The sequence below is a fragment of the Mycobacterium sp. ACS1612 genome (genome assembly GCF_001667505.1).
Lineage (GTDB): Bacteria > Actinomycetota > Actinomycetes > Mycobacteriales > Mycobacteriaceae > Mycobacterium.
Genome location: NZ_LZHZ01000001.1, coordinates 135,366 through 157,475, shown reverse-complemented (window position 1 = coordinate 157,475; position 22,110 = coordinate 135,366). Strand labels below are relative to the sequence as shown.

At 67.7% G+C, this 22,110-nt stretch carries 21 protein-coding genes; 6 read left to right on the top strand and 15 right to left on the bottom strand.

The window, feature by feature from the left end; genetic code table 11:
* Nucleotides 1–106: 106 nt before the first annotated feature.
* Both A5724_RS00805 and A5724_RS00800 read right to left on the bottom strand, forming a co-directional pair.
* On the bottom strand, nucleotides 107–448 hold the full coding sequence (locus A5724_RS00805) for a PE-PGRS family protein (protein WP_232004649.1): 342 nt from the start codon (nucleotides 446–448) through the stop codon (nucleotides 107–109).
* 66 nt (nucleotides 449–514) lie between these two features.
* Nucleotides 515–1,447: an LLM class flavin-dependent oxidoreductase gene (locus A5724_RS00800; protein ID WP_067794597.1), complete on the bottom strand. Its 933-nt coding sequence runs from the start codon at nucleotides 1,445–1,447 to the stop codon at nucleotides 515–517.
* Nucleotides 1,448–1,510: 63 nt separating this feature from the next.
* Between A5724_RS00800 and sppA the strand changes: the two genes are divergently transcribed.
* The 3 genes from sppA to A5724_RS00785 are packed head-to-tail and all read left to right on the top strand — an operon-like array spanning nucleotide 1,511 to nucleotide 5,307.
* Nucleotides 1,511–3,307 (top strand): signal peptide peptidase SppA, encoded by a 1,797-nt coding sequence (gene sppA / locus A5724_RS00795; protein WP_067794594.1) that lies wholly within the window; start codon nucleotides 1,511–1,513, stop codon nucleotides 3,305–3,307.
* Nucleotides 3,308–3,334: 27 nt separating this feature from the next.
* A complete protein-coding gene (locus A5724_RS00790; RefSeq protein WP_067794591.1) occupies nucleotides 3,335–4,099 on the top strand; it encodes an SDR family oxidoreductase in 765 nt (254 codons plus the stop codon).
* On the top strand, nucleotides 4,096–5,307 hold the full coding sequence (locus tag A5724_RS00785) for a zinc-binding dehydrogenase (protein ID WP_067794588.1): 1,212 nt from the start codon (nucleotides 4,096–4,098) through the stop codon (nucleotides 5,305–5,307). Before A5724_RS00790 ends, A5724_RS00785 begins: the two co-directional genes overlap by 4 nt.
* Here A5724_RS00785 and A5724_RS00780 read toward each other — a convergent pair.
* From A5724_RS00780 to A5724_RS00755, 6 genes are all read right to left on the bottom strand, one after another.
* Nucleotides 5,304–6,932: a cation acetate symporter gene (locus tag A5724_RS00780; protein ID WP_067794585.1), complete on the bottom strand. Its 1,629-nt coding sequence runs from the start codon at nucleotides 6,930–6,932 to the stop codon at nucleotides 5,304–5,306. The two genes, A5724_RS00785 and A5724_RS00780, sit on opposite strands and share 4 nt — an antisense overlap.
* Entirely contained in the window at nucleotides 6,929–7,282 is a 354-nt protein-coding gene (locus A5724_RS00775; protein WP_067794582.1) for a DUF485 domain-containing protein, read from the bottom strand. Before A5724_RS00775 ends, A5724_RS00780 begins: the two co-directional genes overlap by 4 nt.
* A 147-nt stretch (nucleotides 7,283–7,429) precedes the next feature.
* Nucleotides 7,430–9,163, bottom strand: coding sequence for a cation acetate symporter (locus tag A5724_RS00770; RefSeq protein WP_067794579.1), 1,734 nt, complete (start codon nucleotides 9,161–9,163; stop codon nucleotides 7,430–7,432).
* Complete coding sequence (locus A5724_RS00765) at nucleotides 9,160–9,528, bottom strand: hypothetical protein (protein ID WP_067794577.1); 369 nt, start codon at nucleotides 9,526–9,528, stop codon at nucleotides 9,160–9,162. Before A5724_RS00765 ends, A5724_RS00770 begins: the two co-directional genes overlap by 4 nt.
* Entirely contained in the window at nucleotides 9,521–10,306 is a 786-nt protein-coding gene (locus tag A5724_RS00760; protein ID WP_067794574.1) for a LytTR family DNA-binding domain-containing protein, read from the bottom strand. The genes A5724_RS00765 and A5724_RS00760 overlap by 8 nt, the downstream gene beginning before the upstream one ends.
* Complete coding sequence (locus A5724_RS00755; protein ID WP_067794571.1) at nucleotides 10,303–11,508, bottom strand: sensor histidine kinase; 1,206 nt, start codon at nucleotides 11,506–11,508, stop codon at nucleotides 10,303–10,305. Before A5724_RS00755 ends, A5724_RS00760 begins: the two co-directional genes overlap by 4 nt.
* 123 nt (nucleotides 11,509–11,631) lie before the next feature.
* Between A5724_RS00755 and acs the strand changes: the two genes are divergently transcribed.
* Nucleotides 11,632–13,596 (top strand): acetate--CoA ligase, encoded by a 1,965-nt coding sequence (acs, locus tag A5724_RS00750; RefSeq protein ID WP_067794568.1) that lies wholly within the window; start codon nucleotides 11,632–11,634, stop codon nucleotides 13,594–13,596.
* A 1-nt stretch (nucleotide 13,597) separates the two neighbouring features.
* On the opposite strand, the gene A5724_RS00745 is transcribed toward acs, so the two are convergent.
* Nucleotides 13,598–14,443 (bottom strand): AraC family transcriptional regulator, encoded by an 846-nt coding sequence (locus A5724_RS00745; protein WP_067794565.1) that lies wholly within the window; start codon nucleotides 14,441–14,443, stop codon nucleotides 13,598–13,600.
* Between the two features lie 73 nt (nucleotides 14,444–14,516).
* Here A5724_RS00745 and A5724_RS00740 point away from each other — a divergent pair, with 73 nt between their 5' ends.
* Nucleotides 14,517–15,182, top strand: coding sequence for a class I SAM-dependent methyltransferase (locus A5724_RS00740; protein WP_067794664.1), 666 nt, complete (start codon nucleotides 14,517–14,519; stop codon nucleotides 15,180–15,182).
* Here A5724_RS00740 and A5724_RS00735 read toward each other — a convergent pair.
* Complete coding sequence (locus A5724_RS00735) at nucleotides 15,179–15,835, bottom strand: L-fuculose-phosphate aldolase (RefSeq protein WP_067794562.1); 657 nt, start codon at nucleotides 15,833–15,835, stop codon at nucleotides 15,179–15,181. The genes A5724_RS00740 and A5724_RS00735 overlap by 4 nt on opposite strands.
* Nucleotides 15,832–16,806 carry an NAD(P)-dependent oxidoreductase gene (locus A5724_RS00730; protein ID WP_197518504.1) on the bottom strand — a complete coding sequence of 325 codons (975 nt, stop codon included), beginning with the start codon at nucleotides 16,804–16,806 and terminating at the stop codon, nucleotides 15,832–15,834. The genes A5724_RS00735 and A5724_RS00730 overlap by 4 nt, the downstream gene beginning before the upstream one ends.
* A 30-nt stretch (nucleotides 16,807–16,836) precedes the next feature.
* On the opposite strand from A5724_RS00730, the gene A5724_RS00725 reads away from it, so the two are divergent.
* Complete coding sequence (locus tag A5724_RS00725) at nucleotides 16,837–18,156, top strand: FGGY-family carbohydrate kinase (protein ID WP_067794661.1); 1,320 nt, start codon at nucleotides 16,837–16,839, stop codon at nucleotides 18,154–18,156.
* Between the two features lies 1 nt (nucleotide 18,157).
* Here the strand turns inward: A5724_RS00725 and A5724_RS00720 are convergent, their stop codons facing one another.
* From A5724_RS00720 to A5724_RS00705, 4 genes are read right to left on the bottom strand one after another with little or no spacing between them, the layout of a single operon-like run.
* A complete protein-coding gene (locus A5724_RS00720) occupies nucleotides 18,158–19,057 on the bottom strand; it encodes a class I SAM-dependent methyltransferase (protein ID WP_067794557.1) in 900 nt (299 codons plus the stop codon).
* Between the two features lie 9 nt (nucleotides 19,058–19,066).
* Nucleotides 19,067–19,966 carry a class I SAM-dependent methyltransferase gene (locus A5724_RS00715; protein WP_067794554.1) on the bottom strand — a complete coding sequence of 300 codons (900 nt, stop codon included), beginning with the start codon at nucleotides 19,964–19,966 and terminating at the stop codon, nucleotides 19,067–19,069.
* A 10-nt stretch (nucleotides 19,967–19,976) separates the two neighbouring features.
* The gene (locus A5724_RS00710; protein ID WP_067794549.1) at nucleotides 19,977–20,879 is read right to left on the bottom strand and encodes a class I SAM-dependent methyltransferase; all 903 of its coding nucleotides are present in this window, start codon (nucleotides 20,877–20,879) and stop codon (nucleotides 19,977–19,979) included.
* A complete protein-coding gene (locus A5724_RS00705; protein ID WP_067794546.1) occupies nucleotides 20,876–21,862 on the bottom strand; it encodes a class I SAM-dependent methyltransferase in 987 nt (328 codons plus the stop codon). Before A5724_RS00705 ends, A5724_RS00710 begins: the two co-directional genes overlap by 4 nt.
* Nucleotides 21,863–22,110: the final 248 nt, after the last annotated feature.

Genomic DNA, 22,110 nt, shown 5'->3' with positions numbered 1-22,110 from the left:
GAACTACACGGATGCAAAAAAGTACTCCCCAGAAGAAGGAACCAAATTTCTCGGTCCAACTTCCGGGGACCACTTCACACGGCGTGGCGGGGCCCTTTTGCTTGCGTTACTGGCCCCAGTTGAAGCAGCCGACACCGGGGACGCAGCCGCCGCCACCCGACGGTCCGCCGTGGCCGCACGCGCCTGCGGCAGTGCACCCACCGCCGCCAAGCGGCCCACCACCCCCGCACGTGCCGTCGGCGGTGCATCCACTGCCGCCGCCCGCGTCGCCGCTACCGCAGACCCCGTTGTAGCAGCCGTCGCCGCCAGGGCTTTCGGGTGCGAACTGCGTGATCGATGTGCTTGTCAACGCCGCGATGGACTCGGCGGCGGCCACCGGTGCGGCGGCGATCGCCGTCGCGGCCGCACCCGCCATGACCAGCGGGGCGAGGAATTTCAGTTTCGCCATCATGTCTCCGGTTCTACCACCAAGATCACAAACTTAAAACAGCTAATTTTCAGCAAAAGCTGTGTGTTAGCTGAGCTGCGGAATCACCTCTGCAGCAAGCCGTTCCATCTGCTCACGATCTTCAACGACGTCCTGGCCGACCGGGTTCAACAGGATCATCTCGGCTCCGGCATCGATGACCTCGCGCAGCCCATGGACCACGTCGTCGACGGTGCCTGCCACCGGGACGTCGCCCAGTCGGGAGGCGAGTGCGTCGCCGTAGATGCGGTGCAGACCGGCGAGCACCCGCTCCCTGGCGCGGGTCGCGTCGTCGTCGACGGTCAGGTAGACGCGCTTGGCGATCCTGAATCTTGTTGCGTCCTTGCCTTGTTCGTCGAGTTCGCGGCGCACCACCTGCACTGCTTCGGCGAAACTCTCGGTAGTCGACGAGCCGGCGCCCATGAACGCGTCACCAAGCCGCACCCCGCGGGCCAGGGCTTTGGGGGCGCCGCCGCCGAACCAGAGGGGCGGGTGCGGCCGTTGCACGGGCTTCGGCTCGATCAGCAGACTGTCGACATCGCGGAAGCGGCCGTGAAAGGTCACGGTCGGTTCGTCGGACCAGGCGGCTTTCATCAACGCGAGGCCTTCGGTGAAATAGCTCACGAACGTGTCCTTCTCGACGCCGAACGCCGAGAAAGGCCTGAAGTTGCCGCCGTGGCCGACGCCGACATCCAGCCGACCGTGGCTGAGTTGGTCGGCGGCAGTGATGGCCGTCGCGAGTTGCAGCGGGTCATGCAGCGACGTGATGAGCACGGCGACGCCCAACCGCAACCGGGTGGTATGCGCGGCGGCCCATGACAGCAGCTGCAGAGGCGCGAGAGACGGTGCGGGCCCCACGATTTGCTCCAGCGTCCAGCCGCCTTCGAACCCCAGTTCTTCGGCCCGCTTCAGGAAGTCGCGGGTGCCGTCGGCGTCGAAGCCGTCCGCTGCCCGCTGAGGAATGGAAATCGAGAATTTCACACGTCCACGGTAGGCGTGTCCGGGCCTTGGTGTGATCTGGCGGGGCGTCGGTACGCTCGGAAGATGTTTGCTTTCCTGTCTGGTGTTCCCGGCATCGACGACCTGCGCAACCTGGCCAAGCGGGTGGACACCGCACGGCACCATGGCGTGCCGGACGGGTGCGTGCTCGAACTGGATTTGCAGGCGATGCCGCAGGAGACCGGCGGCTTCGATCCGTTCGCGATGATCGCCAGCGGCGGCAAGCCGTTGGTGTTGCGCGAAGCTGTCGCCGCCATTCACCGCGCCGCCGAGGATCCGCGGGTGGCGGGCCTGATCGCCCGGGTGCAGATACCCGCGGCCGCGCCAGGCCCGGTGCAGGAGCTGCGGGCTGCCATCCTCGCGTTCAGCGACGTGAAACCGTCCCTGGCGTGGGCCGAGACTTATCCTGGCACGCTGTCGTACTACCTGGCGTCGGCCTTCCGTGAGGTGTGGATGCAGCCGTCGGGCACGGTGGGCCTCGTCGGCTTCGCCACCAATGCAATGTTCCTGCGTGACGCGCTCGACAAGGCGGGTATCGAGGCGCAGTTCATCGCGCGCGGCGAATACAAATCGGCGGCAAACCTTTTCACACAGGATCGCTACACCGACGCGCACCGCGAAGCCGACAGCAGGCTGATCGAGAGTCTGCACGGCCAGGTGTTGCGGGCGGTTGCAGACGCACGGCATCTCGAGACCTCCGAGGTCGACGCCCTCGCCGACAAGGCGCCGCTGCTGCGCGACGACGCCGTCACTGGACGCCTGGTCGACCGCATCGGCTTCCGCGACGAGGCGTACGCCCGCATCAGCGAATTCGTTGGTGCGCCCGGGATTTCACCAGAAAAGGGTGACGCCGATTCTGACGACGCGCCGCCCCGGCTGTATCTGTCGCGGTATGCGAGGGCCACTGCGTCGCGGCCCATGCCGCCCACCCCGCCGATCCCCGGACGCAAGGCGAAGCCGAGGATCGCCGTCGTGACGCTGCACGGCCCGATCGTCAGCGGGCGCGGCGGCCCGCAGGTGTTGCCGTTCGGCAGTTCAAGCGCGGGCGGCGACACCATCGCCGCGGCGTTGCGCGAGGCGGCCGCCGACGACGACGTCTCGGCGATCGTGCTGCGTGTGGACAGCCCCGGCGGTTCGGTGACCGGATCGGAAACCGTTTGGCGCGAAGTGAATCGGATCCGCGACAACGGTAAGCCAATAGTGGCGTCGATGGGCGCGGTCGCTGCATCGGGTGGCTACTACGTGTCGATGTCTGCCGACACGATCGTCGCCAACGCAGGCACCATCACCGGCTCGATCGGTGTTGTGACGGGCAAGCTGGTGGCCCGCGAACTCAAGGATCGCCTCGGCGTCGGCTCCGACTCGGTGCGCACGAACGCCAACGCCGACGCGTGGTCGATCAACCATCCGTTCACCGACGAGCAGCATGCGCATGTCGAGGCCGAGGCCGACCTGTTCTACACCGACTTCGTCGAGCGGGTGGCCAAGGGGCGCAAGATGACGGTCGAGGCCGTCGATGCGATCGCCCGCGGCCGCGTGTGGACGGGCGCCGATGCGTTGGAGCGCGGGCTGGTCGACGAACTCGGCGGACTGCGCACCGCGGTCACGCGCGCCAAGGTGCTCGCCGGCCTGGAACCGGATACCGACGTGCGCCTCGTGAGCTATCCGGGGTCGTCGCTGATGGACATGTTGCGGCCGAAGGCATCGTCTCAACCTGCCGCGGCGTCGCTGCCGGACGCGCTTGCAGCGTTGGTGGGCCGCTCGGTGGCCGGTGCGGTCAGCCAGGTCGAGCGGTCGTTGACCGGCGTCAGCGCGCTGTGGCTGGGCGAATACCGCTTCTAACCCGGCCGCATACGTCAGCCTGTAGGTATGGCTTTCGCCTCGCAGGGCAAGCGGGTGCTGATCACCGGTGCTTCGTCGGGGATCGGTGCCGCGCTGGCCCTGGCACTGGCCGCCGACGGGGCGGTCGTGGGGCTGATCGCCCGCAGACGCGACCGTCTCGCAGCGGTGCTCGACCACTGTCGCGAGGCATCGCGACAGTCGCAGATGTGGGTGGCCGACCTTGCCGCAGACGCCGGCGCAATAGGACAACAGGCGTGGGACGCCATGGGCGGGATCGACGTACTGGTGAACAACGCGGCAGTGCCGAAGCGCAGGGCCGTGACCGCGTTGACACCCGACGACGTCGAGGCCGTCATGAGGGTGAACTTCTTTGCGCCCATGCGCCTGACGCTGGCGGTGTTGCCGCGCATGCTCGAACGTGGCGATGGGCTGATCGTGAACGTGTCCAGCGTCGGCGGCAGGCTCGGCATCATCCATGAAGCCGCTTACTGTGCAAGCAAATTCGCGTTGTGCGGCTGGAGCGAGGCGATGGCCGTCGACCTGCACGGCACCGGCGTCGAGGTCAAGCTGATCGAACCGGGACCCGTCGACACCGAGATCTGGGACCAGCCCGACAACGACGAACCCGTCTACGACGGCCCGAAGTTCAGCCCGCAAGACGTGGCCGCGGGCATCATCTCAGCGCTGGGCGGCGACGGCTTCGAGCATTACGTGCCCGACATGAAAGCCGTCGTCGATCTGAAGAACGCCGACATCGACACCTACATCGCCGGAGCGGCAGGCATGACATGAGGGCGTTGATGTTCGGGGTGCCGCCCGAACCGGTCGAGGTGCCCGACCGGCTCTCCCGATCGCCCGTCGCGCTTCGTGATGTGCCGGATCCCGTGCCGTTGCACGACGATTGGGTGATCACCAAGCCGCGGCTGACCGGCATCTGCGGCTCGGACTCCAAGCAGATCCTGCTCGACTTCGGCGAGGGCGACGCCGACAACGCGCTGGCCGCCTTCTGCTCCTTTCCGCAAGTGATGGGCCACGAAGTGGTGGCCGACGTGGTGGCGTTGGGGCCGTGCGCGCGCGGACTGGACGTCGGCCAGCGCGTAGTGCTCAATCCGTGGCTGTCCTGCGCCCCGCGCGGCATCGAACCGGCCTGTCCGGCTTGCGAAGTCGGCGACTACAGCCTGTGCTGGAGCTTCACCGACGGTGATATCAAGCCGGGCATCCATACCGGGGTGTCCGCCGATGTGACCGGCGGCTACGCCGAGTTGATGCCCGCGCATCACAGCATGCTGTTCGCGGTGCCGGACGCGGTGCCCGACGAGGTCGCGGTGTTCGCCGATCCGTTCTCGGTGTCGCTGCACGCGATCACCCGGCATCCACCGCCGGTGTCGGGCCGTGCGGTGGTGTACGGCGCGGGCTCGCTCGGCCTGTGCGCGGTTGCCGCGCTGCGGGCGCTGTACCCGCAGGTTGCGGTGGCCGTGGTGGCGAGGTTCGACGCGCAGGCGCAGTTGGCGCGTCGATTCGGCGCCGATCTGGTGCTTGCGCACGAACCGCGACTCGCCGTCGTCGAGGAACTCGCGGCGTGGGGCGGCGGTCGGCTGCGGCAGCCGTTGCAGGGACTGCCGATGGCGTATCCGGGTGCAGTGGACGTCGTCTACGACACCGTCGGCAAGCCTGAGACCTTCGAGGTCGGTGTCCGCGTGCTCAAGGCGCGCGGAACGCTGGTGAAGGCAGGCGTACACGCGCCGGGGCGATGGGAGTGGAGCCCGCTGTACTTCAAGGAGATCAACTGGGTGGGTTCAAACGCATTCGGCGTCGAGGAGGTCGAAGGCCGGCGCAAGCATGCCATCGAGCACTACCTCGGCCTCGTCGCAGACGGCCGAATCGATCTGCGCCCCATGCTGACTCACACATTCCGGCTGTCGCAGTGGCGGGAGGCGTTTCTGGCGATCGCGGATCAGGCGAAGTCCGGCGCGGTGAAGGTGGCCTTCGACTTTCGTTAGTGTGCGGCAGCCTCCTCCGCGCCCACTCCGGTCAGCGCCCGCACCTCGAACTCGGCGTTGACGTCGGGGTCGCCGCGGTCCGGCGAGGTCAGCGTGCCGACGATGCCGAGCAGGAACGCCAGTGGAATCGACACGATGCCCGGGTTGGCCAGCGGGAACCACGCGAAGTCGGCGCCAGGGATCATCGCGGTCTTGGCCCCGGAGACGGCGGGGGAGAAGACGATCAGCACGATGGTCGAGATCAGGCCGCCGTACATGCTCCACAGTGCGCCGCGGGTGTTGAACCGCGGCCAGTACAGCGAGTACACGATCGTCGGCAGATTGGCTGCCGCGGCCACCGCGAACGCAAGCGCCACGAGGAACGCGATGTTCTGGCCGTTGGCCAGGATGCCCAACCCGATCGCGAGAACACCCAGCACCACAGCGGTGATACGGGAAACCCGCACCTGCTCTTCACCACTGACGGTGTGGCTCTTCATCACGCTGGCGTACACGTCGTGTGCGAACGACGTCGACGCCGTGATGGTCAGGCCCGCGACAACCGCGAGGATGGTGGCGAACGCGACCGCCGAGATGACACCGAGCAGGATGACGCCGCCGAGTTCGTAGGCGAGTAGCGGCGCCGCGGAGTTCTGCCCGCCCGCCGCGGCGAGGATGCGGTCGGGGCCGACGATCGCCGCTGCGCCGTAACCCAGTGCGAGCGTGAACAAATAGAAGGCACCGATCAGCCCGATCGCCCACACCACCGACCGGCGCGCCTCCTTCGCCGTCGGGACCGTGTAGAACCGCATCAACACGTGCGGCAGACCCGCGGTCCCGAGCACCAGGGCCAGGCCGAGCGAGATCAGGTTGATCTTCGACGTGACCGATCCGCCGTACTGGGCGCCAGGTGCCAACACATCGCGACTGGCGACCGCTTCACTGGCCGACCCCGAGATCGCCTGCTGTGCGGATCCGAGGATGGCCGAGAAATCCAGCCCGAACTTCGCCAACACCATCACGGTCATGATCGCCGCACCGGTGATCAGCAGCACCGCCTTGATGATCTGCACCCAGGTGGTGCCTCGCATGCCGCCGATCAGCACATAGACGATCATCAGCACACCGACGACGGCGATGACGACGCTCTGGCCGGTCCTTCCGTTGATGTCGAGCAGCAGCGCGACCAGTCCGCCTGCGCCCGCCATCTGGGCAAGCAGATAGAACAGGGACACCGTCAGGGTCGAGGTGGCGGCGGCCATCCGCACCGGCTTCTGCTTGAGCCGGAAGCTCAGCACGTCGGCCATGGTGAAACGTCCCGTGTTCCGCAGCAGCTCGGCGACCAGCAGCAGCGCCACCAGCCATGCCACCAGGAACCCGATCGAGTACAGGAAGCCGTCGTAGCCGTATACGGCGATCGCACCGGCGATTCCGAGAAAGCTTGCCGCGGAGAGGTAGTCGCCAGCGATCGCGATGCCGTTCTGCGGACCGCTGAAGCCGCGCCCGCCCGTGAAGAACTCGTCGGCCGTGGCCTTCCTGCGGCCGGCACGGATGACGACGAAGAGGGTGATGCCGACGAACAGCGCGAAGATAGCGATGTTGGCGACCGGATTGCCGACCGTTTGATCGGCGGCGAGGTACGTCATGCGGGCTCTCCCTGCAGGTCCGCGCGGATCGCCTCGGCACGCGGGTCGAGTTCCCTGTTGGCGAACCGCACGTACAGACCGGTGATGACGAACGTCGTCACGAACTGACCCAGCCCGATCAGCAAGCCCATGTTGATGTTGCCGAACACCTTGACCGCCATGAAGTCGTGTGCGAACGCACCCAGCAGCACATAGCTGGCGTACCAAACCAGGAAGAAGGCGGTCATCGGGAAAGCGAACCGGCGCAGCGCTTTTCGTAGCTCCGCGAACTCCTGGCTCTGCTGGCATTCAACGTAGTTCGGTTGATGCGTCGTCGACGCGCTGCGTGGCGGACTGTTGGTAGGTGACACCGGTCGGCTCCTGACTCGCTGTGACCCGGCTGTTGCCGGCGGCTGACGGAGACCTTGCTCACAGCGGGCGCTGGTGTCGACCCCGAAACGGTCAAGCCGTCAAGCGCTGCGGTGAGCGGTCGATCGGCGACGACGAACGGCGAGCGGTCAGCCCCGCGGAACCCGCTCGACACCCATGCCGAGGCGTTCGGGCACGTGCATGCGCGCGAAGATCCGCGAGGTGTCGTCAGGCGTCCTGGTGATCTTGCTGACCAGCACCATCGTGATGAAGGCCAGCGGGACGCTGACGGCGGCGGGATAGCCGACGAGCACCGCGGGCCATCCCGCGAGGACGTTGTCGTCGACTCCGCCCGCGAGCGCCAACGCCGCCGCGACCCCGGACACCGTCCCCCCGGCGGCCAGCCCGCACATCGCTCCCACCGCGGTAAGGCCCCGCCACCAGATGCCGAGCAGCAGAAGAGGGCACAGCGTGGAGGCCGCGACCGCGAACACCAGGCCGACGTTGCGCGACAAACTCAATTGCGACGCCGCCAACGCCAGTGGCATGGGTATCAGCCCACCGATGAGCGCCGCGATCCGGAAGTCTCGAACACGCCCGCGCAGCACGTCGGTGGCCAACGCGCCTGCGATGCTCACCAGCAGGCCAGATGACGTGGCCAGGAACGCGGCGATGGCGCCGGCCGCAGCGAGAGCAGCGAGCAACTGCCCCACCGGACCGGCGAACGCGGCCTGCGGCATCAGCAACACCGCAGCATCGGTGTCACCGGTGACGAGCAGCGCAGGCACGTGCAGGCGCGCGAAAACACCCATCAGCGTTGGGAATACGTAGAACAGGGTGAGCAGCGCGATCACCGTTAGGGCGGTCCGCCGCGCGGCCCTGCCGTCCGGGTTGGTGTAGAAGCGGACCATTACGTGCGGCAGCCCCATGGTGCCGAGGAATGTGGCGACGATGGTGCTCAGCACCTGAAACAACGGATGCGCACCGCCCAGTCCGCCGCCGGAGGCAATCCACTCCGCGCCCGTACTCGGTGCGCCCGCCACTACGGGCGTGGCTGCCCCGGCGGACAGCGTCAGCGTGGCGCCTGCGCCGAACATGTGCTCGCCGCTCGACGGGACTGCGGCGTCGTGCACCGGCCGACCGTCCATGGTCCCGGTGACGGACAGCCCGGCGGGCGCGTCGACCTGGAGCACCACCGCGGTTTCGATCGTGATCGCGGTGTGTTGGCTGACCGTCGGTGGCAGCGGTTCGCCCAGCGGTGCCGGGTGAGCGAAAAAGAGCGCCAGCAGCGCGAGGGCAGGCACCGCGATCGCGGTGAGCTTCAACCAGTATTGGAACGCCTGGACGAACGTGATGGACCGCATCCCGCCGCCGACCACGTTGGCGATCACGATCAGCCCCACCGCCACCGGTCCGACCCAGAACGGCAGGCCCAGCAGGATTCTCAGCGTCAGTCCGGCTCCCTGGTACTGAGGAACGAGATAGAGCACACAGATCACGACGACGAAGAGCATGGTCATCGTGCGCAATCGTGATGAGCCGAGCCGGAATTCGGTGAAATCGGGCACCGTATACGCCCCGGACCGACGTAAGGGTGCAGCGACGAACAGCAACAAACCCAGATAGCCTGCCGTGAAGCCGATCGGGTACCACAACGCGTCGGCGCCGTACTTGGCGACCAGGCCCGCGACTCCGAGAAACGATGCGGCCGAGAGATATTCGCCCGAAATCGCCGCGGCGTTCCAGCGGGGGTCGACGCTACGCGAGGCGACAAGGAAGTCCGACGTGGTGCGCGACAACCGTCCGCCGTACACGCCCACCACCACGGTCGCGACCGCCGCGGCCAGCAGCGCGGCCCCCGTCAGCGCTGCCGATCCCGTCACGGTTCGGCGTCCACGACGCGGATGAACTCGCGCTCGGCCTGTTCAGCGAGCCTGACGTAAAGCCCGCCGACGCCGTACACCACCGGAAACATCAGCCCGAGCACCACCCAGTTCAGCCGAATGCCCAACACCGACGCGGTGGCCAAACCCGGAAACAGACTGCCGCTCAGCGGGATGGCGACGGCCAGCCCGACCACGACGGCGGCCAGTCGCAGCGCGAGCCCGAGTTGGGCCCGCATCAGCCCGCGCACCAGGGCGTCGCCGACCTGGGTCTGCTCCTGCACCTCGACGCGGGTGCGCACGATCCTGGCGCCTCGACGGTGTGCGAGCACCACCCGCTGCCGTGGCGGCTTCGGGCTAGTCATCGCCGGGCGCCTGACGGTAGCCGCGCAGCGGGTCGCGGATCAGCCGGTCACGCAGTTCCCGTACCTGTCGGCGGCTGACCGGAAGTTCGACTGCGGGCGACTTCCCGTTGGCCCTCAGGCGCACCGTCACCGAACCGCCCTTGGCGCGCACACCCGTCACCAAGCCGAGCGACACCAGATACGAGCGGTGCACTCGCTGGAAACCCGCTTCTGCCCAACGGGATTCGAGGGTGCTCAGCGGGATGCGCACCAGGTAGGAGCCGGACGCGGCATGCAGACGGGCGTAATCGCCCTCGGCCTCGACCCATCCGATGGAGTCCCGCGGTACCAGGTTCGTGACCCCGCCGATCTCGGCGGGCACCACGTCCATCCGCTGATCGGCTTCGCCGGCGGCCGTTGCGTCGGGCACCCGGTTGGTCGTCAGTCTGCGCACCGCCTCGTCGAGACGGTCGCGGCGGATCGGCTTGAGGAGATAGTCGACGGCGCCGACGTCGAACGCCGCCACCGCCTTGTCGTCGTGTGCGGTGACGAACACGACCGGCGGCGGATCGGCGAAATTCGCCAGCACCGAAGCCAATTCGAGGCCTGAGAGTCCGGGCATGTTGATGTCCAGGAAAACCGCGTCGACACCGCCCTCGTGCAATTGGCGCAGCGCCGACGTCGCGTCCGCCGCGCCGAGCACGCGGCCGATCGCCGGGTGCTGCTGCAGCAGGTAGGTCAGTTCGTCGAGGGCGGGCGCTTCATCGTCGACGGCGAGTACGGTCAACTCCTGCGTCACGCCAGGTCACCTCCGCTGGCCCGGACCCCGGACCGGAACTTGGGTACGCGCATCACGACTTTCGTGCCTGCGCCCACCGCCGTCTCGACCACCAGACCGTAGTCGTTGCCGAACGCCGCGCGCAGCCGATGGTCGACATTGGTCAACCCGACGTGCGCCGAAGGACCGTCGGAATCGGAGGCCGCCAGCGCGTCCGCGTGCCCGGTTCGCAGCACGTCGGGATCCATCCCGGCGCCGTCGTCCTCGACGGTGATCACGCAGTCGGATCCCTCGTCGCTCGCCATGATCTCCACCAGACCACCGCCCCGGCCTGCCAGTCCGTGCCGCACCGCGTTCTCGACCAGTGGTTGCAGCGCCAGGAATGGCACCACGACGTTGAGCACCTCGGGCGCGACCTGCAGTCTCACCACCAGAGATTCGCCGAATCGGGCCCGCTCCAGACGCAGGTATCGGTCGATGTTGTGCAGTTCTTCCGACAGGGTGGTGAATTGACCTGCGGCGCGGAACGAGTACCGGGTGAAGTCGGCGAAATCGAGGATCAGTTCGCGTGCGCGGTCCGGATCGGTGCGCACGAACGACGCGATCGTGTTCAACGCGTTGTAGACGAAGTGCGGACTGATCTGTGCCCGCAACGCCAGCACCTCGGCCCGGTCCAGCCGCGCCCGCGACGCATCCAACTCGGCCAGTTCGATCTGGCTCGACGCGTAGCGGGCCACCTCGCCGACGGCGCCGAGCATCCCCGGTCCCGGCGTCTGCGTCGTCACCACAACAAGGACGCCGATGACTCCCGAGCCGTCGGAGAGCAGCGGTTGGGCGACGACCGCCGGCTGCCCACCCGACATCACCCGACGCTGGCCGGTCAGCGAATCATGCGCGACGCGTTGACTTTCCGCGAGCACGTCCGCCGACCAGACCGCGGCGTCGACGGAATCGCGGACCAGCACGCGGCCTTCGGCGTCGAACACGACGACGGCGTCCGCACCGGTGAGCTTCCGCAGATGCGGCGCCGCAGCGCGTGCCGACTCGTCATCCAGGCCCTTACGCAGCGCACGCGCCGCCAGTGATGCGGTATGAAGTGTCTCGTGCACCGCGCGTTCGGTCGGCGTCGCCACCACCCGTCGGCTCCTGACGAGGTACGCCATGGCGGCCAGCGCGGCCGACGCCAACGCCGCGACGACCACCGTCAAGACCGCGTCGGACATTTCACCTCGCTGCACGACCGTTGGGCCGACATCACAGACCGGTCGGCGCGGGGTTCGCGCCGCTCGCAGACCAGTGTGGCGCACGACCGACTGAGGCCGATTTGGTGATTACGCTCACCCTCCATGAGTCAGACATACACCGAGACTCCGCCGCTATATCCGCCTTCCGGCGAGTTCGCCGCGCAGGCCAACGCGACACCTGACCTCTACCGGCAGGCGGCGGCGGACAGGTTGCGCTTCTGGGCGACGCAAGCCGAGCGGTTGTCGTGGGAGACCCCGTTCACCGAGGTGCTGGACTGGTCGGACGCGCCGTTCGCGAAGTGGTTCGTCGGCGGCAGGCTCAACGTCGCCTACAACTGCGTGGACCGGCATGTCGAGGCGGGTCATGGCGACCGGGTGGCAATCCACTGGGAGGGGGAACCGGTCGGCGACAGCCGCGACATCACGTACGCCGAACTCAAGGACGAGGTGTGCCGGGCGGCGAATGCGCTGGCCGCACTCGGGGTTGTAGCAGGCGACCGCGTGGCGATCTATCTGCCGATGGTGCCCGAGGCGATCATCGCGATGCTGGCCTGTGCACGGCTGGGCGCAATCCACTCGGTCGTGTTCGCCGGCTTCTCCGCAGCGGCGCTGCGGGCCAGAATCGAGGACGCTCAGGCGAAGGTCGTCGTCACCGCCGACGGTCAGTACCGGCGTGGCCAGGCGGCGGCGCTCAAACCCGCTGTCGACGAAGCCATCGGCGACCTCGGCGAGACCAGCCCGGTCGAGCATGTGGTGGTGGTGCGGCGCACCGGCTCCGCCATTGGCATGGTCTACGGCCGAGACCTGTGGTGGCACAACATCGTCGGCGCGGCGTCGACGCACCACACCCCCGAGGCCTTCGACTCCGAACAACCGCTGTTTTTGCTGTACACCTCTGGGACGACGGGCAAACCGAAGGGCATCGTGCACACGTCGGGCGGATACCTCACCCAGTCGGCTTACACCCACCACTACGTCTTCGACATCAAGCCCGAGACCGACGTGTACTGGTGTACCGCAGACATCGGGTGGATCACCGGGCACTCGTACATCGTGTACGGCCCGCTGGTGAACGGCGCCACCCAGGTGGTGTACGAGGGGACGCCGGCGTCGCCCGATGAGCATCGCCACTTTCAGATCATCGAAAAGTACGGTGTGACAATCTATTACACCGCGCCGACGCTGGTGCGCACGTTCATGAAGTGGGGCCGCGACATCGCCTACGACCACGATCTGTCCAGCCTGCGCCTGCTCGGTTCGGTGGGTGAGCCGATCAACCCGGAGGCGTGGCGGTGGTATCGCCTGGTGTTCGGCGGCGACGAGACGCCGATCGTCGACACCTGGTGGCAGACCGAGACCGGCGCGGCGATGATCTCACCGCTGCCCGGCGTGACGTCGTGCAAGCCCGGGTCGGCGATGCAGGCGCTGCCGGGCATATCGGCGAAGATCGTCGACGACGACGGACGTGAGCTCTCACCCACACACGACTTCGGCGAGCACACAACCGGTTACCTCGTGCTCGACGAGCCGTGGCCGGCGATGCTGCGGGGCATCTGGGGTGATCCGGAGCGGTTCAAACAGACCTACTGGTCGCGGTTCGCCGAGCAGGGCTGGTACTTCGCGGGCGACGGCGCGCGCTACGGGGAGGACGGCGAGATCCGGGTGCTCGGCCGCATCGACGACGTGATGAACATTTCCGGGCACCGCATCTCGACGGCCGAGGTCGAGTCCGCGCTCGTCGGACACGCCGGTGTCGCGGAGGCGGCGGTGGTGGGCGCGTCCGATCCGTACACCGGCCAAGCGATCTGTGCGTTCGTGATCCTCAAGGCACACCACGCTGACATGACGCGTGAGCAGATGATCGCCGAACTGAATGCCGAAGTGGCTCGCGAGATTTCGCCGATCGCGAAGCCGCGGGAGATCCACGTGGTGCCGGAGCTGCCGAAGACTCGCAGCGGCAAGATCATGCGTCGGCTGCTGCGCGACGTCGCAGAGGGCCGTGAGCTCGGCGATACGTCGACCCTGCTGGACGCCGGGGTCTTCGAGGCGATCCGCAAGGCCAAGTGAGTCAGGCGCTGCCCCGCCAGTTCCTGGGCGAGGTGCCGTGCGTGCGGCGAAACTGCCTGCTGAAGTAGCCAGGGTCGGAGATTCCGACGCGTCTGCCCACTTCCGCGACGGACAGTTCCGTGTTGGACAGCAGGCTGCGCGCCTCTGCCATCCGGCGCTCGATGATCCACTCCTGCACCGTGCGGCCGGTGCGGCGGCGCACGACGGTGGTCAGATGCCCCGCCGTGACGCCGAGTTCGTCGGCCACATCGCGCAGCGACAGCGGCTCGCCGTGGTGCCGGTCGATCACCGAAAACACCTCGGCCAGAAGCGGTTCGCCGCTGCGCCGAAGATCGCCGACCACGTCGTCCGCGAGCCGTGCGACGTCGATCAGCAGCAGCGTCAGATGCGCCAACGCCGCCTGCCGGTAGCCGTCTTTGCGTTCCGCCAGTTCGGTTTCGATCGCCGCGATGGTCGCGGACCACACCGGTCGGCGCACTTGGGGCACCGTCAGTTGCAGCAGTCCGCTGGATTTTCCGTGAACGAACGGGAAGAGCAGAGGATGAGCCCGCCATGACGGCCACGGTGATCGCGCGTCGCCGTCCAGCGCCGTGGGATCGAAGAACACGCCGAGCCCGCTGTCTCGATGAGGCACCCGGTTCGGGTTGACGGCCACGCCGGGGGCGACGACGTACACCACGCCGGCCGCTGCGGCGTACCACAGCACCGGAAAATCGTGAATGTGCACTTCGTGGACGAGCATGCCGTCCGTTCTGACCACCGACACCGGGGGCGTCTCGGAGTCGGCCCGGTACTGGTAGACCGGTAGGCCGTCGCGCAGACTCGCCAGCCGCGAAGGTGACTCCATGTGCCAAACATAGTCCATCTATTGCCGATGATCACCCAACAACGCTGTGTCATGGCGAGTGATGATGAAGTGCATGACCGAACATCGTCCACATGCCGCCATCCATCAGCATGACTACATCCCTGCGTTCGGCAAGGACGCGCTGCTTCCGTTCTACGACCTGCTGACCAGGGCGCTGGGCATGGGTCGCAGCTACGATGCGCTGGTCGCGCAAGCCGATCTCGTCGACGGCTCACGGGTATTGGAGATCGGCTGCGGTACCGGCAACGTGACCACCCGCATCAAGCGTGTAGCGCCCGGCGCAGACGTCGTCGGCACCGACCCTGACCCGCTCGCGCTTGCCAGGTCGCAGCGAAAAGCGCAGGGCCTCGCCGGTATCCGCTTCAAGCGGGCGTACGCGCAAGAGCTGCCGTTCGGCGACGGCGAGTTCGACCGCGTGCTGTCGTCGATGATGCTGCACCACCTGGACGACGAGGTGAAAGCCGCTGCGGCAGCCGAAGTCTTCCGCGTGTTGCGCCCAGGCGGTTCGGTGCACATTCTCGATGTCGGTGGTGCCATGACCGCCGCCGACGGCGTCGCGGCGCGGCGGATGCTGCGCAGTCCGCATATCACCGGCAGCCTCGGCGACGCGATCCCGCGACTGCTGCGGTCGGCCGGGTTCGACGCAGGCGTGGTGGCTTCGCGACCGCACCGCTTCGTCGGCAGGCTGACGTTCTACCGCGGCATCCGCCCGGCCTAGAGGGGGTTCTGGCGCAGGTAGCCGTACACCGCGCCGAAGTTCTTGTTGACCTCGTCGGGGATCGGCGCCGGTCCACCGAGAGCTCTTGCGCCCCAGACGATTTGCGCGGTCCGTTCGACGAGTGCGGTGACGTGCAGCACCCTGTCGGGCCGCGGGCCGACCGCGACGAGCCCGTGGTTGGCGATCAACGCGGCCGCGCGGCCCTCCAGCGCCTTGACCGCGTTGGTGCCGACGTCCGGTGTGCCCGATGCTGCGTAGTCCGCGCAGCGGATCTCGCCGCCGCAGTACACCGCGAACTCGTCGACGGCGGCGGGTATCGGCTGGTGCGCGACGGCGAACATGGTGGCCCACACCGGATGGCTGTGTATCACGCTGCCGATGTCGTCGAAGGCCTGATAGCACGCCAAATGCAGTGCCATCTCCGACGACGGTGCCCTGCCGATCTTGGCCTGCACCACCGCGCCGGCGGGGTCGACGACCACGAGGTCGTCCAGCGCCATGTCGGCGTAGGCCACCGACGACGGGGTGATGACGAGGTTGCCGTCGTCGCGGCGAGCCGAGATGTTGCCTGCCGTGCCCTCGACGAGACCGCGCCGCAGCATGTCCTTGGCCGCGGCCAGCACCGCGTCCGCCGCGTTCTCGACGAATCTCATCTGAGCACCTCCGGGTTGGCGATGTGCGCGGGCGCTTGTCCGGACAGCAGCGCGTCGAGGTCGTCGGCGACCATCTGCGCCTGCCGGGCCTCAGTGTTCCACGTCGCGCCGCCGATATGCGGTGTCAGGACGACGTTCGGCATGCCGGTCAGCGGATGGTCGACCGGCAGCCACTCGCCGACGAAGTGGTCGAGGCCTGCCGCGGCCACCTTGCCGCTGCGCAGCGCTTCGACAAGGGCGTCGGTGTCGTGCAGTTGCGCCCGTGCGCTGTTGACGAAGACCACGCCGTCACGCATCGCCGCGAACTGGGCGGCGCCGACCATGCCCACGGTCTCCTCGGTGACAGGCGCGTGCAGCGAGACGATGTCCGCTGCAGCGAGAAGTTCGTCGAGGCTGTGGGTGGCTTCGGCGCAATACGGGTCGCAGGCGATGACGTAGACGCCGAGTCCTTCCAGCCGCCACTTCACCGCCCTGCCGACGGCGCCAAGCCCGATCAGGCCCGCGGTCTGCCCGGCCAGCTCCCACGCCCGGAAGCGTTGATACGGGATCGTGCCGTCGCGAAAGGCTTGACCCGCCCGGACGTCCGCGTCGGCGGTGATCACGTGGCGGGTGGCGGCCAACAGCAGGGCGAGCGTCATCTCGGCGACGGCGTCGGCGTTGCGGCCGGGGGTGTAGAGCACCGGGACGCCCGCCTTCGTGGCGCCCGCGATGTCGACGTTGTTGGGGTCGCCGCGCGTGGACGCGACGGCCAGCACCGGCAGGTCGAACACCGGGCCTGCCACCGAATCGCTCTCGACGACAAGCAGATTCGCGCCCGCCGCCGCGGTGCGTTCGGCCAACTGGTCGGCGCTGTAGATCCGCAGCGGCGACTGGTCGATCCACGGGTCGTAGACCACATCGGCCAATTCCCGGAGTTTCGCGAGGCCGGCACCGCGCAACGGGGCCGTGACAAGCGCTCGAAGTTCTGTCACGACAGAACATGCTGGCGTACGGTGACGGCCGTGTCAGGCAAAGACGTCACAATCGGCATCGACATCGGCACAACCGCCGTGAAAGCCGTGGCCGCCGACGCCGACGGCACCGTGGTCGCCAGGACACGAATTCCTCACCGGCTGCTGGTGCCGGCGCCGGACCGCCTCGAGCACGACGCCGAGGTGGCCTGGCGCCGGGGACCGTTGGCCGCGCTGGCGCAACTCAACAGATCCGACGCGAAGGCGGTGGCGGTCACGGCGATGGTGCCGTCGTTGACCGCCGTCGACGAACTCGGCAGGCCGCTGACCTCGGGGCTGCTGTATGGCGACAGCAGGGGCAGGGGAGCGGCAGCCGTCAGCACCACGTTCCTGTCCGGCGAATCGGTCGAATTCCTGCGCTGGACCGCGCAGCAGGCGCCCGACGCCAAGGGCTACTGGCCCGCGTCCGCGGTGGCAAACCACGCGCTTGCGGGTGCGGCCGTGGTGGACGCGGCCACCGCGAGCACCCTCTATCCGTTGTACGACGGCACCGGGTGGAGCGATGACCTGTGCTCGGAGTGCGGCGCGACGGCCGACCGCATGCCCGCCGTCGCGCAGACAGGTGAGGCGGTCGGCCAACTCGGCGACGCCGTGCTGTCCGCCGGTTCGGTCGACGCGCTGTGCGAACAACTCGTCGCAGGCGCCGACAGGGACGGCGATGTCGTCGTGCTGTGCGGCACGACGCTGATCGTGTGGATCACCGTCGGTGAGTACCGCGAGGTGCCCGGTTTGTGGACGCTGCCGCACAGCACGCAGGGCAGGTTTCAGATCGGCGGCCCGAGCAACGCCGGTGGGTTGTTCCTCAATTGGGTCAACAACCTTGTCGCGGAGGATGATTCGACGGTGCAGCCAGGAAGTGTGCCGGTGTGGGCGCCGTATGTGCGCGGTGAGCGGGTGCCGCTTCACGATCCGGATCGACGGGCTGACCTCGACGGCTTGGATCTCACCCACGGCGGCGCCGCGGTGCGCCGCGCAGGTTTCGAAGCGTCCGGTTTCGTGGTGCGCCAACTGATCGACCGCAGCGGCGCGTCACCCGATCGGATCGTGGCGACCGGTGGCGGCACCCGCGTCCTTCCGTGGATGCAGGCGATGGCCGACGGGACCGGCCTGCCGGTCGCGGTGTCCGCCGTCCCGGAAGGCGCGGCGCTGGGTGCTGCGTTCGTCGCCAGAGTCGCCGCAGGCCTGGAGACGTCGACCGCCGACGCGGGCAGGTGGGCGTCGACGGAATGCGTGGTCGAGCCAGACCCGTTGTGGACCAACGCAATGGCAGACCGCTACGCCCGCTTTCTCGAATTGTCCGAGCGCGGATGATTCAGCGCTTCACCGCGGAGACGTAGTTGAGCCCCGAGAAGAACCCGATCGTGTCTTCCTCGGGGAACTCGAACCCGTTGGTCGCGTACGCCTCGCGCATCGACTGCACGGTGACCTCCCAGCCGTGTGCCGCGAGGTAGTCGGTGACGTGATTGCGTTCGCCGTGGTAGATCAGGTCCTTCATCTCGATGTCGCTGCCGTACTTCTTGAGCCGCTCCGTGATCTGCTGTGAGCGCTCGTCGGCGAACATCGTCATGTCCGGGATGTGTTCGGTGGCAACACGACTGCCGGGAGCGCTGAGCTCGTTGATCCGATCGAACAGCAGATCCTGCGCGTCCGGCGGCAGATAGATCAGCAGACCCTCGGCGATCCAGGCGGTGGGTTTCGTGGAGTCGAAGCCGTTGTCCAGCAACGCCTTCGGCCAATCGTTGCGCAGGTCGATCGCGATGGTCCGGTGATCCGCCCTCGCCTTGGCGTCCAGCCCGGCCAGCGTCTGGGTCTTGAACGCGATGACCTCCGGCTGGTCCAGCTCGTAGACCGTCGTGCCGTCCGGCCAGTCCAGCCGGTAGGCCCTGGCATCCAGACCGGCGGCGAGGATCACCGCCTGGCGCACCCCCTTGGCGGCGGCATCGGTGAACAACTTGTCGAACCAGCGGGTGCGCACGGTCATGCTCTCTGCGGCCCGGCGCATGTTGAACTCCGGATCGACATCCTCGAGATTGATGTCGCCGTCGAGCGCCCTGACGAAGAAGTCCAATCCCACGGCGCGCACCAGCGGTTCGGCGAACGGATCGTCGATCAGGCCGTCCCGGCTGGCCAGTGCCCGTTGCGCGGCCACCATCGTGGCGGTGGCCCCGACGCTGGAGGCCAGGTCCCAGGAATCGCCATCTGTCCGTGCCATGTAGACCTCCTAGTCGAGGATCGCCGAGAGATAGCCCGAGTCACCGGCGAGCGCAGTCAGCTCGTCCGCGGGATACTCGAATCCGTTGAGCGCATATGCCTTCCGTGAGGATCGGACGGTGACCTTCCAGTGATTGGCCGCCAGGTATTCGCCGGCCTGGGAGCGGTCACCCGTGTAGAACAACTCTGCGAAGTCCAGATTTGATCCCATCCGGCGTGACCGTTCGTTGAGTTTGTCGGTCCACTCTTTCGCCGAACCACCGAACACCATGTGCTCGGTGGCCAGCTGGCTGCCGGGCGCGCTGAGTGCGGTGATGTTGTCGAACAGCCGGTCCTGCGCGTCGGGCGGGAGATAGATGAGGAGCCCCTCGGCGATCCACGCGGTCGGGATGCCCGGATCGAACCCGTGTTCCCGCAATGCGGTAGGCCAGTCGTCCCGCAGATCGACGGCTACCGCGCGCCGATCGGCGGCCGGTTCGGCGCCAAGCCTGGCCAGTGTCCTGCTCTTGAATTCGAGCACCTGTGGCTGGTCGATCTCGAACACCACCGCGTCCCGCGGCCACGGTAACCGGTAGGCGCGGGTGTCCAATCCGGACGCCAGGATCACCGCCTGCCGTATCCCTGCCGATTCGGCGCTGATGAAGAAGTCGTCGAAAAACCTTGTGCGAACGGCGATCTGCTCACAGATGTGCTGGCGGCCGAGCACCGGATCGTCGCCGTAGTCGAGTTCGCCGTCGGCCAGCTTGTCGAAGTGCTCGAGGCCGACGGCCTTGACCAGCGCATCGGCGAACGGATCAATGATCAGCGGATCGGGCTGTTTGGACGCCAGTGCACGCGCCGCCGCCACGCTCGTGGCGGTCGCGCCAACGCTTGACGCCAAATCCCAGGTGTCTCCGTCGATTCGGGCCATGTGTTGTCTCCTATGTGCGTTTCGCGACGACCGCGAGCGATGCGCTCAGCGGCGCCACCTCGTCGCTGACCGGGAACTCGCGGCCGTAGTGGGCGAACACCTCTGGTCGCGTCCTGGTGGAAACCTGCCATCCGTGGGCGGTCAGATAGTCGCCGACGTGCGCCCGCTCGCCGGCATAGAACAGTTGCGACAGGTCGACGTCGAACCCGTGCTCGCGCCACTGACCGCCCAGCTTCTTCGTCCGCTCGGCGACGGCGGCACCGGCGTCCGGGTGGTACTCGGTGGCCAGTTGGCTGCCCGGCGCGCTGAGCGCGGTGATGTTGTCGAACAGCCGGTCCTGCGCGTCGGGCGGCAGGTAGATGAGCAGCCCCTCGGCGCTCCACGCCGTCGGTTTGGTCGCGTCGAATCCGCTGGCACGCAATGCCTCCGGCCAGTCGTCACGCAGGTCGATGGCGACGGCGCGCCGCTCGGCCGTCGGGGTCGCGCCGATGGACGTCATGGTCGCCGTCTTGAACTCGATCACCTGCGGCTGGTCGATCTCGTAGACGGTGGTGCCCGCGGCCCACGGCAGCCGATAGGCGCGGGCATCCAGCCCGGACGCCAAGATCACCGCCTGCGTGATGCCCGCCCCGCCCGCGTTGACGAAGAAGTCGTCGAAGAACTTCGTCCGCACCGCGATGACGCCGGCCATCAACCGCGGACCGTCCCCGTTGAGCGCGGTCAGCGGGATCTCGCCGTCGACGAGTCGGGTGAAGAAGTCGACGCCGACGGCCCGCACCAGATCGGCGGCGAATGGGTCGACGATCAACGGCTCCGGTTCCAGGCTGGCCAGCGCCCGCGCCGCGGCGACCATGGTGGCCGTCGCTCCGACGCTGGACGCCAGGTCCCAGCTGTCGGCCTCCGAGCGCGTCATTTCAGCACACCGCTGACGTACTGCAGTTCGCCGAAGTCGACGGCGTCCTCGCCGTCGGTGACGATCGGCGGCAGACCGTTGGCGGCGAACAGTTCGCCGACGGTGCTGCGGTTCAGTTGCCAGCCGTGATCGCTGAGATAGGCGGCGGCCTCGTTGCGGTCGCCGAGGTAGACCAGTTCGGCGAAGTCGAGGTCGAAGCCGTGCTGGCGCCACTGCTCGGAGGCGGCCTGCATGCGCTGGATCGCCTTGTCGTGGTCGTCCGGGTTGATCGTCGGGACGCTTTCGACCGCGATCCGGCTGCCGGGAGCACTGAGTTCGGTGATGGTGTCCAGCAGGCGGTCCTGTGCGTCGGGCGGCAGGTAGCCCAGCAGCCCCTCGGCGCTCCATGCCGTCGGCTGGTTCGGGTCGAAGCCCTCTTCGATCAGCGCGGACGGCCAGTCGTAGCGCAGATCCATCGCGACCGTGCGGCGGTCGGCGGTCGGCTCGGCGCCCAGGTCGGCCAGCGTCCTGGTCTTGAACTCGATGACCTCGGGTTGGTCGATCTCGTAGACGGTGGTGCCAGCGGGCCACGCCAGCCGGTACGCCCGGGCGTCCAGGCCCGACGCCAGGATCACGGCCTGTCGGATGCCACCTCCGGTGGCGGCCGCTGAATTGCCACCTCCGGTGGCGGCCGCTGAATTGCCACCTCCGGTGGCGGTCAGGAAGAACTCGTCGAAGAACTTCGTCCGCACGGCCATGTTGTCAGTCATCCGCTGCATGCCGACCGTCTGACCGTCGGTGTCGAGATCCTCGGGTTTCAGCTCGCCGGTGACCAGTCGGGTGAAGAAGTCCACGCCGACGGCGCGCACCAGCGGATCGGCATACGGATCGTTGATCAGCGGTTTCTCGGCGGCGGTGGCCATCGCGCGGGCTGCTGCCACCATGGTGGCGGTAGCCCCGACACTCGATGCCAGGTCCCACGTGTCGTTGTCCGTACGTGCCATTTCCTCGACCCCTATTCGACTGGTACACGGTGTTACTTAGGTCATGTAACGACCCGGCGCCGACTGTACGCTTCGATTCTGGATGCAGACTTGTTGGAGCTTGCCCGCAAACGGATGCGGGGCGGGGGAACGTCAACTGTTAGTCTCGTAGACTGTTTGACGCGTGACTTCGCAGGCTGCGCGCCTGTCGAGCGTCCGCGCAGGACTTAAACCAAGACGCTGGTCAGACCAGCCCCATTCGCACGCCG